The 15470-nt window shown below is 49.2% G+C and carries 11 protein-coding genes, 1 tRNA gene and 1 pseudogene; 5 read left to right on the top strand and 8 right to left on the bottom strand.

What is annotated here, in order from left to right; all coding sequences use genetic code 11:
• Positions 1-135: 135 nt before the first annotated feature.
• The gene (gene glgB / locus HMPREF2606_RS00495) at positions 136-4422 is read right to left on the bottom strand and encodes a 1,4-alpha-glucan branching protein GlgB (RefSeq protein WP_070712304.1); all 4287 of its coding nucleotides are present in this window, start codon (positions 4420-4422) and stop codon (positions 136-138) included.
• A 217-nt stretch (positions 4423-4639) separates the two neighbouring features.
• Positions 4640-5122 carry an FKBP-type peptidyl-prolyl cis-trans isomerase gene (locus HMPREF2606_RS00490; protein ID WP_070585775.1) on the bottom strand — a complete coding sequence of 161 codons (483 nt, stop codon included), beginning with the start codon at positions 5120-5122 and terminating at the stop codon, positions 4640-4642.
• A 508-nt stretch (positions 5123-5630) separates the two neighbouring features.
• On the opposite strand from HMPREF2606_RS00490, the gene HMPREF2606_RS00485 reads away from it, so the two are divergent.
• Both HMPREF2606_RS00485 and HMPREF2606_RS00480 read left to right on the top strand, forming a co-directional pair.
• On the top strand, positions 5631-5885 hold the full coding sequence (locus HMPREF2606_RS00485; RefSeq protein WP_070585776.1) for a hypothetical protein: 255 nt from the start codon (positions 5631-5633) through the stop codon (positions 5883-5885).
• A 95-nt stretch (positions 5886-5980) separates the two neighbouring features.
• On the top strand, positions 5981-7354 hold the full coding sequence (locus tag HMPREF2606_RS00480) for an FAD-binding oxidoreductase (protein WP_070712305.1): 1374 nt from the start codon (positions 5981-5983) through the stop codon (positions 7352-7354).
• Between the two features lie 53 nt (positions 7355-7407).
• Here the strand turns inward: HMPREF2606_RS00480 and HMPREF2606_RS00475 are convergent, their stop codons facing one another.
• Together HMPREF2606_RS00475 and HMPREF2606_RS00470 are read right to left on the bottom strand one after the other, a co-directional pair.
• Positions 7408-8238, bottom strand: coding sequence for a symmetrical bis(5'-nucleosyl)-tetraphosphatase (locus HMPREF2606_RS00475; RefSeq protein ID WP_070585778.1), 831 nt, complete (start codon positions 8236-8238; stop codon positions 7408-7410).
• Between the two features lie 70 nt (positions 8239-8308).
• Entirely contained in the window at positions 8309-8698 is a 390-nt protein-coding gene (locus HMPREF2606_RS00470; RefSeq protein ID WP_070585779.1) for a RidA family protein, read from the bottom strand.
• 170 nt (positions 8699-8868) lie between these two features.
• Here HMPREF2606_RS00470 and yaaA point away from each other — a divergent pair, with 170 nt between their 5' ends.
• A complete protein-coding gene (gene yaaA / locus HMPREF2606_RS00465) occupies positions 8869-9648 on the top strand; it encodes a peroxide stress protein YaaA (RefSeq protein WP_070843133.1) in 780 nt (259 codons plus the stop codon).
• 79 nt (positions 9649-9727) lie between these two features.
• Positions 9728-9818 (top strand) — tRNA-Ser (locus tag HMPREF2606_RS00460).
• A 245-nt stretch (positions 9819-10063) separates the two neighbouring features.
• Here the strand turns inward: HMPREF2606_RS00460 and HMPREF2606_RS11175 are convergent.
• Positions 10064-10275: pseudogene (locus HMPREF2606_RS11175) on the bottom strand (IS30 family transposase); the annotation flags it as partial.
• A gap of 194 nt (positions 10276-10469) precedes the next feature.
• On the opposite strand from HMPREF2606_RS11175, the gene HMPREF2606_RS00455 reads away from it, so the two are divergent.
• Positions 10470-11747: an O-acetylhomoserine aminocarboxypropyltransferase/cysteine synthase family protein gene (locus HMPREF2606_RS00455; protein ID WP_070712308.1), complete on the top strand. Its 1278-nt coding sequence runs from the start codon at positions 10470-10472 to the stop codon at positions 11745-11747.
• Positions 11748-11828: 81 nt separating this feature from the next.
• On the opposite strand, the gene HMPREF2606_RS00450 is transcribed toward HMPREF2606_RS00455, so the two are convergent.
• From HMPREF2606_RS00450 to oppB, 3 genes are all read right to left on the bottom strand, one after another.
• Positions 11829-13433: an ABC transporter ATP-binding protein gene (locus tag HMPREF2606_RS00450; protein ID WP_070712309.1), complete on the bottom strand. Its 1605-nt coding sequence runs from the start codon at positions 13431-13433 to the stop codon at positions 11829-11831.
• A gap of 24 nt (positions 13434-13457) precedes the next feature.
• Positions 13458-14366, bottom strand: coding sequence for an oligopeptide ABC transporter permease OppC (gene oppC / locus HMPREF2606_RS00445; RefSeq protein ID WP_003683112.1), 909 nt, complete (start codon positions 14364-14366; stop codon positions 13458-13460).
• A gap of 72 nt (positions 14367-14438) precedes the next feature.
• Positions 14439-15359: an oligopeptide ABC transporter permease OppB gene (gene oppB / locus HMPREF2606_RS00440; protein ID WP_036472303.1), complete on the bottom strand. Its 921-nt coding sequence runs from the start codon at positions 15357-15359 to the stop codon at positions 14439-14441.
• Positions 15360-15470: the final 111 nt, after the last annotated feature.

The raw sequence follows: 15470 nt of genomic DNA, 5'->3' as shown, positions 1-15470 counted from the left end.
CCTTGGTATGAATTTGGTTTCGTGTCCAATATAAGGCCGTCTGAAAATCTTTCAGACGGCCTTGAGTCATATTGATACCACTATCTTTTAATTTTCAGCTGATTGGGCAGGCATGATGCCCACCCTCAAGTTGATTTACGCTTCGTCTTTGACTGCCGCCTGATACAGGTAAACAGTTGCCAACGGCGGCACGGTCACAGACAGGGAATTTGGTTTGCCATGCGACCAAACTTCTTCTGTCTTCACCGTTGCGCCGGCAGAAACGCCGCTGCCTTTGTAATGCAGGTCGTCTGAATTGAGAATTTCGCGGTATTCGCCGGCAGAATTTACGCCGAAGCGATAGCCTTCGCGTACTACTGGCGTGAAGTTGCTGATCACGATAACGCGGTTGCCTTCGCGGTCGCGTCGCTCGAAGACGAATACGGAATTGTCGCCGTCATCTGCAACCAGCCATTCGAAACCTTCCGGCCATTGGTCAAGCTGGTAAAGCGGCGCGGTGTCTTTATAGACATGGTTCAATTCGCGCACAAAGTCTTGTACGCCTTTGTGCCAGCCGCCTTCTTGCTCCAGCAAGAACCAATCCAGTCCTTCGTTGTAGTTCCACTCGCGGCCTTGTGCAAACTCGCTGCCCATAAACAAGAGTTTTTTGCCGGGGAAGCCGTACATAAAGCCGTAGTAGGCGCGCAGGCTGGCAAATTGTTGCCAGCAGTCGCCGGGCATACGTCCGAGCAGCGAACGTTTGCCGTGCACGACTTCGTCGTGAGAAAGCGGCAGCACAAAGTTTTCGCTGTACTGGTACATCATGCCGAAGGTCATTTTGTTGTGGTGATATTTGCGGTTAATGGGGTCTTCCATCATGTAACGTAAGGTATCGTTCATCCAGCCCATATTCCATTTGAAGCTGAAGTTCAAACCTTCTTGACGGGTTACATTGGCGAATGAAGTAGACTCTTCAGCAATTTCAGTCGCAGCCGGAACTTCCTCTTTCAACATGGTGTTGGTATCGCGCAGGAAAGCGATGGCTTCAAGGTTTTCATGGCCGCCGTATTGGTTCGGAATCCACTCGCCGTCTTTGCGCGAGTAGTTGCGGTAAATCATCGAAGCTACCGCATCAACGCGGATACCGTCAAAGCCGAAACGCTCTATCCAATACAAAGCATTGCCTTGCAGGAAGTTTTTCACTTCGTTTCTACCAAAGTTGTAAATCAGGGTGTTCCAGTCTTGGTGGTAGCCTTCGCGCGGGTCGGCGTGTTCGTACAGCGCGGTGCCGTCAAACTTGGCCAGGCCGTGGTCGTCGGTTGGGAAATGGCCGACCACCCAGTCGAGGATAACGCTGATACCCTCGTCGTGTGCGGCTTTAATCAATGCGCGCAATTCTTCCGGCGAACCGAAACGGCTGGTCGGCGCATACAAACCGGTTGCCTGATAGCCCCATGAGCCGTCAAACGGATATTCGGAAACGGGCAAGAACTCGATATGGGTAAAACCCATGTCTTTAACGTATGCCACCAATTCTTTGGCTAGCTCTTCGTAAGTCAGCCAGAAATTGTTTTCCGGATTGCGTTTCCACGAACCCAAATGCACTTCATAAATGCTGATCGGCGCATCAATGGCGTTGGCACGGGCGCGGAAGGCCGGTTCTTCCACTTCGTCAGGCAAACCGCGCACGATAGATGCCGTGGTCGGGCGCAGTTCCGCACCGAAAGCATACGGGTCGGCTTTTTCGCGCACATCGCCGTTGGCATCGCGGATTTCAAATTTGTAGAGGGCATTGAGTTTGACGGCAGGAATAAAGATGTCCCAAATGCCGTTGTCGCGGTGGAAACGCATCACATGGCGGCGGCCGTCCCAGTTGTTGAACTCGCCGATAACGGAAACGCGTTGCGCATTTGGCGCCCATACAGCAAAACGTACGCCCTTCACGCCGTCCAACTCGGCAAAATGCGCGCCTAAAGTCTCATAAGGACGCAGGTGCTTACCTTCTGCCAACAGCCAAGAATCCATATCTTGCAATGCAGAGCTGAAATGATAAGGGTCTTCTTCAATCACAGGCTCGGAATCTTCGGTATAACGGATACTCAAAGCGTAATCGGGCGCATCATCGGGCAAAACGGCCACAAAGAAACCGCGTTCATCAATTTTTTCAGACGGCACGATGAGTTCACCGCTGTGGCGGTTCACAATATCCACGCTTACTGCACCGGGAATTAAAACGCGCACCACTTCATCGCCCTCTGCAAGGCGGTGTCGTCCCAGATAAGCGAACAAGTCGCTGTGGGTGGCAAGAAACAGGCTTTCGACCGTATCGCGCTCGATTTGGTCAAGTTCATGATAAGTCTTGATTTGGCTGTTTGTTTTCATGCGTACCTCGTCAATAATGGCAAGTTGGCCGCCCATGAGGCGGTGTTGTAGGAAATCTTCCAAAGAAACCGGCATTTTTTGCGCCCAGTTCGGATAGCCTTCGGTTACACCCGGGACATTCAGATTGTCAATGACGCCCAGCAGGTTTTCCAGTTGTACTGCGTAAAGCTTGCTGCGGCTCAATGCGCCGTATTTGTGCAAAGCCGCCAGCAAGGTTTCATCGGCTTTTGCCGGCATTTGTACGTCTGCACCCAGACAGCCGGTATATTTCAATTTATCCAGCAAATCGGCTTTATCGTGTTCGCGTTCATCCAAGGCCGTCTGAAAAGCGGCTGCATCAGGCAAAGTACCGAGTTTGAACATCGTATCCAAATCTTTGCCTGTCCAATAGCCCGCCAAGGGCGCAACATCGTGGGTACTGATGACCGTAATCGCCTGCTCGGGGTATTCTTCAGGTAATTGAAAACCGTTCCAGCCCTTGCTGAAATACATGACCTTGTAAGAGAACACTTGATAGCGGTTGAGCAGATAACGCGCTTGATCGGGTACCGTCCCCAAGTCCTCGCCGATGATGACGCAACGGTTGCGCCGGCTTTCCAATGCCAAAATGGCGAAAGTCACTTCGGCATCGTAATGCACATATGCGCCGAAATCCGCTGTTTTATCGTTTAAAACCCACCACAAACGACACAATGCCATCACATGGTCAATCCGCAACACGCCATACAGGCGCATGTTTTCGCGCAACAGATGGGCAAATTTTTCATAGCCCGTATGCTTCAACATTAACGGATTAAGCGGCGGCAAATTCCAATTCTGCCCTGTCGGCCCTAAAGGATCGGGCGGCGCACCGACCGATACGTCCATACAATAATCTTGGCGGTTTAACCAAGTATCCGCGCTGCCTCGCGCCACGCCGACCGCCAAATCGCCGTAAATACCGAGTTTGACACCGTATTCGGCAGCGGCTTGGTTGACTTCGCGCAACTGCTCCGCGCAAAGCCATTGCAGCCACATATAAAAACGGATTTCCCGCTCATGACTGCGCGCGAATTTTTCTACTGCTTCGCCATCAGGCTGATGAAATTCAGACGGCCATGACTGCCAACCCACTTGTCCGGGACGGCTGTAATACTGGTCCAAAGCCTCAAACAAACCGAAGCCCTGCAAAGCCTCGCCTTTTTCTAATACAAATGCTTCAAATGCAGCGCGTTCATTTGCCGCAGCTTCGCAGGTATCCTGTTCAAACGCGTTAAACGCCATGTGTAGCGCATCACGCTTGCATGCCCAAACCGCCGTATAAGTCACCGTTTCCGTGATACGCAAAGCAGCGATGCGCTGACGGATTTTCGGTTGTGCCAGCCAGTTTTTCAGTTGCTCGTTATAAGTAAACGCACCGACTTTTTCGATATCCAAATAAATGGGATTGAGCCATTCGCGCGAAGAAGGGCTATACGGGCTGGCAAAGGCAGGTTTGCTGGTAAACAAGGCATGCAAAGGGTTGATACCGACAAAATCCAGCTTTTTCTCCGCCGCATATTTCATCAGGTTCAGCAAATCGGTAAAGTCGCCTATGCCCCAGTTGCGCTCGGAACGCAGGCTGTACAAATGCATGGTCAAACCATTCATCCGTCCGCCATTGGCAAGCAGTTTGGGTTGGTAAACCGATTCAGGCGCAACAATCAGGCGTACAAGGCAACATTTACCGCCGGTCTCGGCCGACAAAGTGTAATAACCGCAAGCCAGTTGGGGCAGCTTAATCCAAAGCGTATCGTTGTCACCCGGATATAAAGTCAAGGTCTGGTACTCATCCGCCTCATCAATCAATACGACCGCTTCCGCACCATGAAATTCAGACGGCATCTGTAAAGATTCTTCGCCGTTTTCATGCGCGACCATCGTATTCAGATAAAGGCCGTCTGAATCCGGTTTGCTTTTGTCCAAAACAGCAACAATCGATTCCAAAACTTCAGGTTGGGTCGCATGATATGTACCGTTGATGTCGTAGTAGCCTAAATCAATACCGGCCTCTAGAGCCTGCTGCTCCAATGTCTCACTCATTGCATTCTGCCTGTTTTACCAATATCTGAATCTTAATACAGATTTTGTCGCACCGTTATATGTAATTCATTGTAGTCTCTAACAAAATCCATATTTCCCTGTTTGATTTGACCTGCGCCAAAATTTCCTATTTATCTGTCTTGTAAAAACTTAAAGGCCGTCTGAAAAGGAAGGTTTCATTCCTTTTCAGACGGCCTTTATCATGTTTCAAGCCTGATTAGTGGTGGTGATGACCGTGCGGGCCATGTACGTGACCGTGGGCAATTTCTTCCTCAGTCGCATCGCGTACACCTTCAACAGTCGCTTTGAACAATACTTTCATACCGGCCAAAGGATGGTTGCCGTCCACTACGGCTTTACCGTCGGCAACATCGGTTACACGATAAATCAATACATCGCCTGTTTCCGGATCATCGGCTTCAAACATCATGCCGACTTCAACTTCAACAGGGAATACACCTACATCTTCAATGCGTACCAGCTCAGGATCTTGCTCGCCGAAAGCATCATCAGGCAACAAAGCCACTTCAACGGTATCACCTACATTTTTGCCGTGCAACGCTTCTTCCACCAAAGGGAAAATACCGTCATAACCGCCATGCAGGTAAGCAATCGGCTCTTCGGTTTTGTCCAACAACTGGTTGTTTGCATCGTACATTTCATAATGCAGGGAAACTACGGAATTTTTAACAATAGACATCATGTAGTCCTTAATCAATATTTAAAAGTCAGGTTCAGGCTATTCTATCACAGCTGTAACTAAACAATCGGTTTACCTTAAACAAATACTTTTGGCGAACACAACAAAACCGAAAAAGTCCATATAAAAAATAAAATTGAATGATTCCAATCCATAAAAGTTGCTTTTTCACAACACAAAGTTGCTAAATTACAAAAAATTCCCCAAACGCAAAATCATTCCAAACCCTTAAAACCGACAACAGTTAAAAATAATCAAGCCATTGAATAAAAATGATTTTTAAAATTTTCATTAATTATGAATATTTTTAGATGATTTTTTACCTGCCCTCCTGATTTACATTATTTTCGCTAATTTTGTATTGATTTTAGTATGCAAACGGTTAAGCAACGTTGCATTGACCAACCCCGTGGGGCATAATAACGAAAATTCAGCAATGAATTTCTACTGTATAGGCCGTTTGACGGCTATTTTTAGTTTAAATCGATTTAAAAAAAGGTCCTCAAAAATGAAAAAATCTCTGTTCGCTGCTGCTTTGTTGTCTTTAGCTTTGGCCGCTTGTGGCGGTGCTGATAAAGCTGCTGAAACTGCTGCTTCTGCCGCATCTGCTGCTTCTGAAGCCGCTGCTTCTGCTACTGAAGCTGCTGCTTCTGCTGCTGAAGCTACCGAAGCTGCTGCTACTGAAGCCGCTGCTTCTGCTACTGAAGCTGCTGCATCTGCTGCTGAAGCCGCTGCTTCTGCCGCTTCTGAAGCTGCTAAATAATATTCTTTTGAATATAAGAAAAGCAGGATACCATTGCGTATCCTGCTTTTTTACATTCCTCACACTCCCCTTCCCGATTTTTCCACCTGACCGCCATGCACCTTCACAACCGTTTTGCTGAGTTTCTTTCCGCCTCTGAAATCATCGAAGCCACTCCGGCCTTGTTAAACGACCAACGCCGCCGTTTTGTTTCTTCGCCGGATATTGTCTTACAGCCGAACTCTATCGAGAGCGTGCAGAAAATCATGCGTTTCTGTTTTGAAAACCGCATCCGCGTCACCCCGCAAGGCGGCAATACCGGATTATGCGGTGGAACAGTAACCACCGAAGGCGTACTGCTCAATCTCTCCAAGCTCAACCGCATCCGCGATATCAACCTTGCCGACAACAGCATGACGGTTGAAGCTGGCGTGATTTTGCAAAATGCTCAAAAGGCGGCAGCCGAAGCCGGACGACTGTTTCCGCTCAGCCTTGCCAGCGAAGGCTCTTGCCAAATCGGCGGCAATATCGCCTGTAATGCCGGCGGTTTGAATGTTTTGCGTTATGGCAGCATGCGTGATTTGGTATTGGGTTTGGAAGTCGTTTTACCAAACGGCGAACTGGTTTCCCATCTTCAGCCCCTACACAAAAACACGACCGGCTACGACTTGCGCCATCTTTTTATCGGCAGCGAAGGAACATTGGGCATCATTACCGCCGCCACACTCAAACTCTTTGCCCAGCCCAAAACCAAAGCAACCGCATGGGTAGGTTTAGACGATATTGAATCCGCCGTCTCGCTTTTGACTGCGGGGCAAGGCCATTTTGCCGAACGCTTGACCAGCTTCGAGCTGATCAGCCACTTTGCCCTCGATTTATCCTCGGAATTCAGCCAACTCAAAAAGCCCGCCGATGCGGAATGGCATATTTTGATTGAACTTGCAGATTCCGTTCCCGATGCCGGACTGGATGAAAAGCTTGCCGAATTTCTCTATCAAAACGGATGGGAAAACAGCATCTTAGCGCAATCCGAGCAAGAGCGCTCCGACTTATGGACCTTGCGTGAAAATATTTCCGCTTCCCAACGCAAACTCGGCACCAGCATCAAACACGATATCGCCATCCCTATCGCCCAAGTGGCCGCCTTTGTCCGCCAATGCGCCCCTGCCTTGGAAACCCGCTTTCCCGGCATACAAATTGTTTGCTTCGGACATTTAGGCGACGGCAGCCTGCATTACAATACATTCCTGCCCAATGTATTGAGCAATGAAGCCTACCAATACGAAGACGCCGTCAATACCATTGTTTATGAAAACATCCTTACCTGCCACGGTACGATTGCCGCAGAACACGGCGTAGGCATCATCAAAAAACATTGGCTGCCCCGTGTGCGTACGCAGGCTGAACTCGTTCTGATGCATGCCATCAAAAATCAGCTTGATCCTTACGGCATAATGAATCCGGACAAACTCCTGCCTTCTTTGGATTAACCAATACAAAAGGCCGTCTGAAACATTTCAGACGGCCTTTTATCTTATCCAAACTATTTCAATGCCGTTTTCCAATCCAATCCGCCCAAGGACGGTACCTGTATCACTTCATTGGTATCCAAATTGACCGCTGTCAGCTCTCCGCCCCACAACGCGCCGGTATCCAAAGCGATGACCTGATCGGTATTAACGTAGCCCAATGACGACCAATGCCCAAACACAGTAATATAATCCAAATTCTGCCTATCGGGCGCTTTAAACCAAGGGCGCAGGTAAAGCGGCATTTTTTTCAGAGTGGATTTATATTCGTAATCCAATTCGCCTTTATACGTCAGCGCCCGCATACGGGTAAAGACGTTGATAATCATGCGTAGGCGCTCATAGCCTGTCAAATCGTCCGTCCACTCGGTCGGCTTGTTGCCGTACATTTTGCCAAAAAATTTCCTGTATTTTTTACCTTGCAATTCATCCTCAGCTTCACGGGCAAGGCTTTCGGCTTTATTAACAGACCATTGCGGCAAAATACCGGCATGCACCATCACATGCCTGTCGCCGCGTACCAAAAGCGGTTGATGACGCAGCCAGTCAAGCATGGCATGACTATCGGGGTGGGTCAAAATCGGCTCAACAGTATCACTGCGCTTGAGCGTTCCTTCACCGCAACCGACTGCCAAAAGATGCAAATCATGATTACCCAAAACCATTTGCACGCTGCTGTCATACTCTTTGGCAAATTTCAGGGTTTCCAAGGACTTCGGGCCGCGATTGACAATATCGCCGACCAGCCAAAGGGTATCCGTACCATGATTAAAGCCGATTTTGGCAAGCAACAAAGTCAGCTCGTCAAAACATCCTTGAATGTCTCCGATTGCGTAATGTGCCATTATTATTGTTTTCCGTTGTTATTCTTTTCAGACGGCCTCAAGCCCAGCCCAGGCCGTCTGAAAACATCAATTATGCATTTAAAACCAATACTGCTTCTGCTTCAACCTGAACGCCTTTAGGCAGGCTGGCCACGCCAACCGCCGCGCGCGCCGGGAAAGGTTGTTCGATAAATTCAGCCATCACTTCATTGAACACTGCAAAGTTGGCCAAATCGGTCAAATAAGCATTGAGTTTGACGATATCGTTTAAAGAACCGCCAGCCGCTTCGGCTACGGCTTGCAGGTTTCTAAATACTTGCACTGCTTCGGAGCGGAAGTCGCCATTGCCGACCACAGTCATCGTAGCCGAATCCAAAGGAATCTGACCGCTCATATAAACCGTATCGCCTGCACGGACTGCTTGGCTGTATGCGCCAATCGCGGCAGGGGCTTTGTCGGTATGAATAATGGTTTTAGACATGATATTCTCCTCAAGTAGAAATGTCAGAAACAGGGGGAAGCTTCGAATTTTACTTTCAACAGAAATACGTTTCAATAAAAGCATTCAATTAATGCGTTTAGCCCGTCTTGTTCTTCCTCGATTTTAAACCTACAATCCCACACATTATTCATTTCAAAGCCGAAATTATTATGTTTTTTGTCTTATCCCCAGCCAAAAACCTCAACGAAAAAGACCCCTCCCCCGTCAGCAGCTTTACCCTGCCCGACCTTCTGCCCGAAGCAGAAATCCTGATGCAGGAGTTGCGTCAGCTTGCCCCTCAACAAATCGCCGAACTGATGCATGTTTCCGATAAAATCGCCCTGCTCAATGCCGAACGCAATGCCGCATGGCACACGCCGTTTACGCCTGAAAACGCCAAACAAGCCGTATTTATGTTCAACGGTGACGTCTACGAAGGCATCGCCGCCGATACGCTCAAACCGGAACAAATCGACTACCTGCAACAACACGTCCGCCTGCTTTCCGGCTTATACGGCGTACTGCGCCCGCTCGACTTGATGCAGCCCTACCGCTTGGAAATGGGTACGGCCTTTGCCAACTCGCGCGGCAAAAACCTCTACGAATTTTGGGGCGATAAAATTACCGACCTGCTCAACCAAACGCTGAAGCAGGCCGACAGCGACGTTTTAATCAACCTCGCCTCACAAGAATATTTCAAATCCGTCAACACCAAAAAACTCAACGCACGCCTGATTACGCCGATTTTTAAAGATGAGAAAAACGGCAAATACAAAATCATCAGCTTCTACGCCAAACGTGCGCGCGGTTTGATGGTACGCTACGCGGCAGAACACGGCATTACCGAGCCTGAAATGCTGAAAAATTTCGACTACGAGGGCTATTCATTCAATGAGGCAGCTTCAAACGAAGCCGAATGGGTATTCATGCGTGAAGAACAATCCAAATAAAAACAGAATACTAGATATTTTTTCTAAAATACCTCTTGGCAAAGGCCGTAAGTTCCATTAATATTACGGCTTCAAGAATGGAAGCGTGGCAGAGCGGTTTAATGCAACGGTCTTGAAAACCGTCGAGGGTTGATAGCCCTCCGTGAGTTCGAATCTCACCGCTTCCGCCATTCTTGATATTTTTTTATCTATTGAAAATGAAATGCGAGACTTGATTGATTCAAGTCTTTTTTATTTTCAAATCCAAAGAATCCCGCAAAAGCCGTCTGAAACTTTCTACGGTGTAGTTTCAGACGGCCTAATACCTTTAAAATTCCCCCAAATCCCTAAAGTCCCACCCAGACATTTAGGAATTTGGGGAATTTTTGCAAAGGTATTCGCTTTTCTGATCTTTACCGTCAATGGTATCTTCCTACCCATCACCAATGCGGAATTTTTGCTCGACCATGGAGAGGCGTTTTCCATGCCGACGCGATCGTGCATTCTGCCTCAGAGTCATATGCTACCGTATCGTTTGAAGTAGGATTTGCTGCATATTCTGAAATGTTGCCACAGAGTGTCGCCGTTACTTTTATTTAGGAGAAGATTGCGGTAAACGGCATTGTGATGGAGTGTCATTCGATGATGGTGTGGTGGCAGGACAGATCTTGAATGTGGTATCGTTCTTCTTGGGTCAGTTGCGTGTCGCTCATGGTAATCTTTCTTATAGGAAAGGCCGTATATTGCTGCATCCAAACTTTTCCATTATGGAAAGTTTGCCCTTCAAATCCGTTACTACTGGCCTCTATTTATCATTATTTAATCGCTACAAGGATATTTAAATGAAATGGGAAACCATTGCCCTGCATGCAGGCTATCAATCCGAACCGACTACCAAATCCGCTGCTGTCCCCATTTACCAAACCACTTCCTACACTTTTGACAACACGCAACACGGCGCAGACTTGTTCAACCTTGATGTAGCGGGCAATATCTACACCCGTATGATGAATCCGACCACTGCCGTTTTGGAAGAACGCGTTGCCCGTCTGGAAGGAGGCATTGCCGCATTGGCTGTCGCCAGCGGTATGGCGGCAATTACCTATGCCGTTCAAACCTTGGTTGAAGCAGGCGACAACATCATTGCAACCAAAACCCTCTACGGCGGCACATACAATTTCTTTGCCCACAGCCTGCCGCGCCAAGGCATAGAAGTACGCTTTATCGATCCGGCCAAGCCCGAAGAAATCGCCGCCAATACCGACAGCCGCACCAAACTGGTGTATTGCGAATCTATCGGCAATCCCGCCATCAATGTCGTTGATATTCCAGCATTCGCACAAGCCGCGCACGCTCAAGGGCTGCCACTGATGGTGGACAACACCGTTGCTACGCCCACATTGTTCCGCCCGATCGAGCACGGTGCCGACATCGTTATCCAATCCCTGACCAAATACATCGGCGGCCACGGCACAACGATTGGTGGTGCCATTATCGACGGCGGTAAATTCCAATGGGCAGGCAATCCGCGTTTTGAAAAAAACTTCAATCAGCCTGATCCGTCTTACCACGGCGTAAACTACTGCGAACATTTTGGTGCGGCAGCCTATATCGCCCGTGCCCGTGTCGTTCCATTGCGTAATACCGGTGCCGCCCTGTCTCCGCACAGCGCATTTTTACTGCTTCAAGGTTTGGAAACCCTTGCCCTGCGTATGGAACGTCATTGTGAAAACGCCCTAAAAGTAGCCGAATTCTTAAAGAAACATCCGCAGGTCGAATGGGTGAACTATCCTGCCCTGCCCGACAGTCCGTATAAAGCCTTGATTGACCGAGACTACGGCGGCAAAGCCTCCGGTTTGTTGAGTTTTGGTATTAAAGGCGGTCGTGAAGCCGGCGCGAAGTTCATTGACGCACTGCAACTCTTCCTGCGCTTGGTGAATATCGGCGATGCCAAATCGCTGGCTACCCATCCTGCCACAACGACCCACCGTCAGCTTGACGATGCAGAACTCGCCGCAGCAGGCGTCAGCCCCGACATGGTACGCCTGAGCGTGGGTATCGAGCATATCGACGATTTGCTTGCTGACTTGGCACAGGCATTGGATGCCGCCAAAGTATAGGCAATAGCGCTAATTAGATGAAAAAAGCCTCCGCTTAAAAAGGCCGTCTGAAAATTTCTTTTCAGACGGCCTTTTCCTTTTCTACAAATCAAATGCGGCGTTAATCAAACGTTTGGTATAGTCGTTTTGCGGATGGTGAAAAATCTGATCCGCGCTGCCGTACTCAACCATTTCGCCCTGCTTCATCACAATCACATTGTCGCTGACAGCGCGCACGACAGACAGGTCATGACTGATGAACATATAAGTCAAGCCGTATTTCTTCTGCAAATCGCGCAAAAGTTCGACTACTTTGGATTGTACGGAACGGTCAAGTGCAGAGGTCGGCTCGTCCAAAAGGATGAATTTCGGGCGCAGGATAACGGCGCGTGCAATAGCGATACGCTGACGCTGGCCGCCGGAGAATTCATGCGGATAACGGTTGAGCGCATCAAGCGGCAGGGACACTTCCTTCATGACTTCCAAAACGCGCTGGATACGTTCTTTTTTGGTCATTTCAGGATGGTGAACCGTCAAACCTTCGCCAATAATTTCGCCAACGGTCAAGCGTGGGGAAAGCGAACCAAACGGATCTTGGAACACAATTTGCCGTTGCGATTTCAGACGGCGTGCTTCTTCGGCGGTATAGTTTTTCAGGTCTTTGCCTTCAAAGGAGATATGGCCGGTATAAGGTAGCATCTGCATGACGGCTTTGCCCAGCGTGGATTTGCCAGAACCGGACTCGCCGACGACGCCCAATGTTTCGCCTTCTTTAATTTTGAGGCTGATGCCTTTGACGGCGTCAAAAGTTTTGAGCGGCTTGCCGAAAAAGTTTTGCTTCAATACGAAAGAAACATTGACATTATCGGCATCGATTAACACACCGGAGCTGGTTTCTTCCGGCTCTTTCATGCCTTTGGGAATGGCATTGATGAGTTCGGTGGTATATTCGTGTTTCGGATGGGCAAATACTTCTTTGATTTTGCCGCGCTCGACAATTTCGCCGTTACGCATGACGCAGACGGTTTTGGAATAGTGTTCCGCCAAACCCAAATCGTGGGTAATGAAGATAATCGCCATGCCCATTTGCTGTTGCAAATCGTGGAGCAAATCAAGAATCTCGGCTTGAATGGTCACATCCAAAGCCGTGGTCGGCTCATCGGCAATCAGCAGGTCAGGTTCATTGATGAGTGCCATGGCAATCATAATGCGTTGCAGCTGACCGCCGGAAAACTCGTGCGGATATTGCTTCATGCGGCGCTCGGCTTCTTTGATGCCCACACGTTCCAGCAATGCCAATGCCTTCTGTCCTGCTTCTTTTTTGCCAAGCTTTTTATTGTGCACACGCGCCGCTTCAATCAGCTGCGCACCGATACGCATAAACGGATTGAGCGAGGTCATCGGCTCTTGGAAAATCACGCTGATGCGGTTGCCGCGCAAATCACGCAAGGTTTTCTCATCGGCATCCAAAATGGAAATACCGTCAAAAGTAATGCGCGAATCTTTGCTGTATCGGGCAAATTTCTCAGGCAGCAGGCGCATAACGGACATGGAGGTTACGGATTTGCCCGAGCCGGATTCGCCGACCAAAGCCAATGTTTCGCCCTCTGCCACTTTAAAGCTGACATTACGCACGGCGTGCACGTTTTTTTCATGCAATTCAAAATTGATGTCCAGATTTTCTACAACCAGTAACTGTTTTGTCATTTTGATTATCCTTTTGGTTGCGGTTTAGCGGTCTTTCGGGTCGAGCGCATCGCGCAGGCCGTCGCCGATAAAGTTGAAACAGAACAAAGTGGTTACCAAGAAGAAACTCGGCACGAGCAGCTGCCATGGTGCAGCTTCCATAGAAATCGCGCCTTCTTGCAACATCGAACCCCAACTGGTCATCGGCTCTTGCACGCCCAAGCCCAAGAAGCTCAAGAAAGATTCAAACATAATCATGCCCGGCACCAGCAAAGAGGCATACACCATCACCACGCCCAAAACATTCGGAATAATGTGGCGCGTCACGATTTTACGTTTTGCCACGCCGCTCACACGCGCCGCTTCGACAAACTCTTTATGCTTCAAGCTCAAGGTTTGACCGCGCACGATACGCGCCACGTCCAACCAAGACACCAAACCCACGGCGGCAAAAATCAAAAGCAAGTTGCGGCCAAAGAACGTGGTCAGCAGAATCACGAAAAACATAAACGGAAACGCGTTCAAAATTTCCAAAAAGCGCATCATCAGCGAATCGAGCTTACCGCCGATAAAGCCGGCAATCGCACCATAAAGCGTACCGATGACAACAGCCACCAATGCGCCGGCCACACCGACCAGCAAGGAAATACGTCCGCCGGTTGCCGCACGCGACAGCAAATCGCGGCCGAGCAAGTCAGTACCCAGATAGTGATGGGTAGAAAAGGACGGTGGAATCTGCATATTATCCCAGTCGGTGAAGTCGTAGGTGTAGCGGACAATCCATGGCGCCACAATCACAAAAATGCTGATCAGCAACAGGATGATAATGCTGTACACCGCCGCTTTGTTTTGTTTAAAACGCCGCCATGCATCGCTCCACAGGCTTTTGCCGTGTACTTGGGCGTATTCTGCTGCCTCTGCAAGGGCCTGAGTCTGCTTCTTTTTAAATAACATAATGTTCTCTCTCGCTTTTTATTCTTTCTTCAGGCCGTCTGAACGTTTCAGACGGCCTTTGCGCAAATGGGATTAATAACGGATTTTCGGGTCAATAATGGCATACAGAATATCGAGGATGGCGTTGAACAAAATGGTCATGATGCCGACCAAAATCGTCAAACCCAAAATCATGCCGTAGTCACGGTTGAGCGCGCCGTTGACAAATAATTGTCCGACACCGGGAATACCGAACACGTTTTCAATCACAATGGAGCCGGTGATGATGCCGACGAATGCCGGGCCTAAGAAAGAAACAATCGGCAGCATGGCGGGACGCAGCGCATGGCGCAGGATGATGCGGCTCATGGGCAGGCCTTTGGCGCGTGCCGTGCGGATAAAGGGGCTGTTCAATACTTCAATCATCGCGCCGCGCGTAATCCGCGCGATACTGGATACATAACCGATGGACAAAGTAACGACGGGCAAAATCAAGTTCATCAGTGCGCCATCGTTCCATCCGCCTGCAGGCAGCCATTGCAGTCTGACGGCAAACACCAGCACCAATACCGGCGCCATCACAAAACTGGGAACGACAATGCCGGTCATCGCACCGCTCATCAGCGAATAATCCAGCCAGCTGTTTTGTTTTAAGGCAGCGATAATGCCGATAAACATGCCGAAGATGGCGGCAATCAAAAAGGCGTAGAAGCCGAGTTCTGCCGATACCGGCAGGGATTGGGCAAGCAACTCATTAACGCTGAAATCTTTATATTTGAACGACGGTCCTAAATCCCCCTGCGCCAACTGCTTGAGGTAGTGGAAATATTGGAGGTACATCGGATCATTGAGGTGGTATTTGGCTTCAATGTTGGCCATGACCGCAGGCGGCAGATTGCGTTCGCCTGTGAACGGGCTGCCCGGTGCGAGCCGCATCAGGAAAAACGATACGGTAATCAACACCAGCATGGTCGGGATGGAAGCACATATCCGTTTGATGATGAATTTCAACATAATCAGGCTGTCCTGTCTGAACATACCGGACTCGTGAAAACAAAGCTGACCTGAAGCGGAAATCGGATGAATGGCAGCAGGCATCTTTAACGTCGCCGCGCCGGTTTCTCT

Origin of the sequence: Neisseria sp. HMSC070H10, assembly GCF_001837635.1 — a bacterium.
GTDB lineage: Bacteria > Pseudomonadota > Gammaproteobacteria > Burkholderiales > Neisseriaceae > Neisseria > Neisseria subflava_A.
This window is presented reverse-complemented; position numbering and strand designations above follow the sequence as displayed.

Coding starts and splice junctions, on each gene's coding strand:
- glgB (WP_070712304.1), bottom strand. CDS start 4,422: ATGAGTGAGACATTGGAGCAGCAGGCTCTAGAGGCCGGTATTGATTTA.
- HMPREF2606_RS00490 (WP_070585775.1), bottom strand. CDS start 5,122: ATGTCTATTGTTAAAAATTCCGTAGTTTCCCTGCATTATGAAATGTAC.
- HMPREF2606_RS00485 (WP_070585776.1), top strand. CDS start 5,631: ATGAAAAAATCTCTGTTCGCTGCTGCTTTGTTGTCTTTAGCTTTGGCC.
- HMPREF2606_RS00480 (WP_070712305.1), top strand. CDS start 5,981: ATGCACCTTCACAACCGTTTTGCTGAGTTTCTTTCCGCCTCTGAAATC.
- HMPREF2606_RS00475 (WP_070585778.1), bottom strand. CDS start 8,238: ATGGCACATTACGCAATCGGAGACATTCAAGGATGTTTTGACGAGCTG.
- HMPREF2606_RS00470 (WP_070585779.1), bottom strand. CDS start 8,698: ATGTCTAAAACCATTATTCATACCGACAAAGCCCCTGCCGCGATTGGC.
- yaaA (WP_070843133.1), top strand. CDS start 8,869: ATGTTTTTTGTCTTATCCCCAGCCAAAAACCTCAACGAAAAAGACCCC.
- HMPREF2606_RS00455 (WP_070712308.1), top strand. CDS start 10,470: ATGAAATGGGAAACCATTGCCCTGCATGCAGGCTATCAATCCGAACCG.
- HMPREF2606_RS00450 (WP_070712309.1), bottom strand. CDS start 13,433: ATGACAAAACAGTTACTGGTTGTAGAAAATCTGGACATCAATTTTGAA.
- oppC (WP_003683112.1), bottom strand. CDS start 14,366: ATGTTATTTAAAAAGAAGCAGACTCAGGCCCTTGCAGAGGCAGCAGAA.
- oppB (WP_036472303.1), bottom strand. CDS start 15,359: ATGTTGAAATTCATCATCAAACGGATATGTGCTTCCATCCCGACCATG.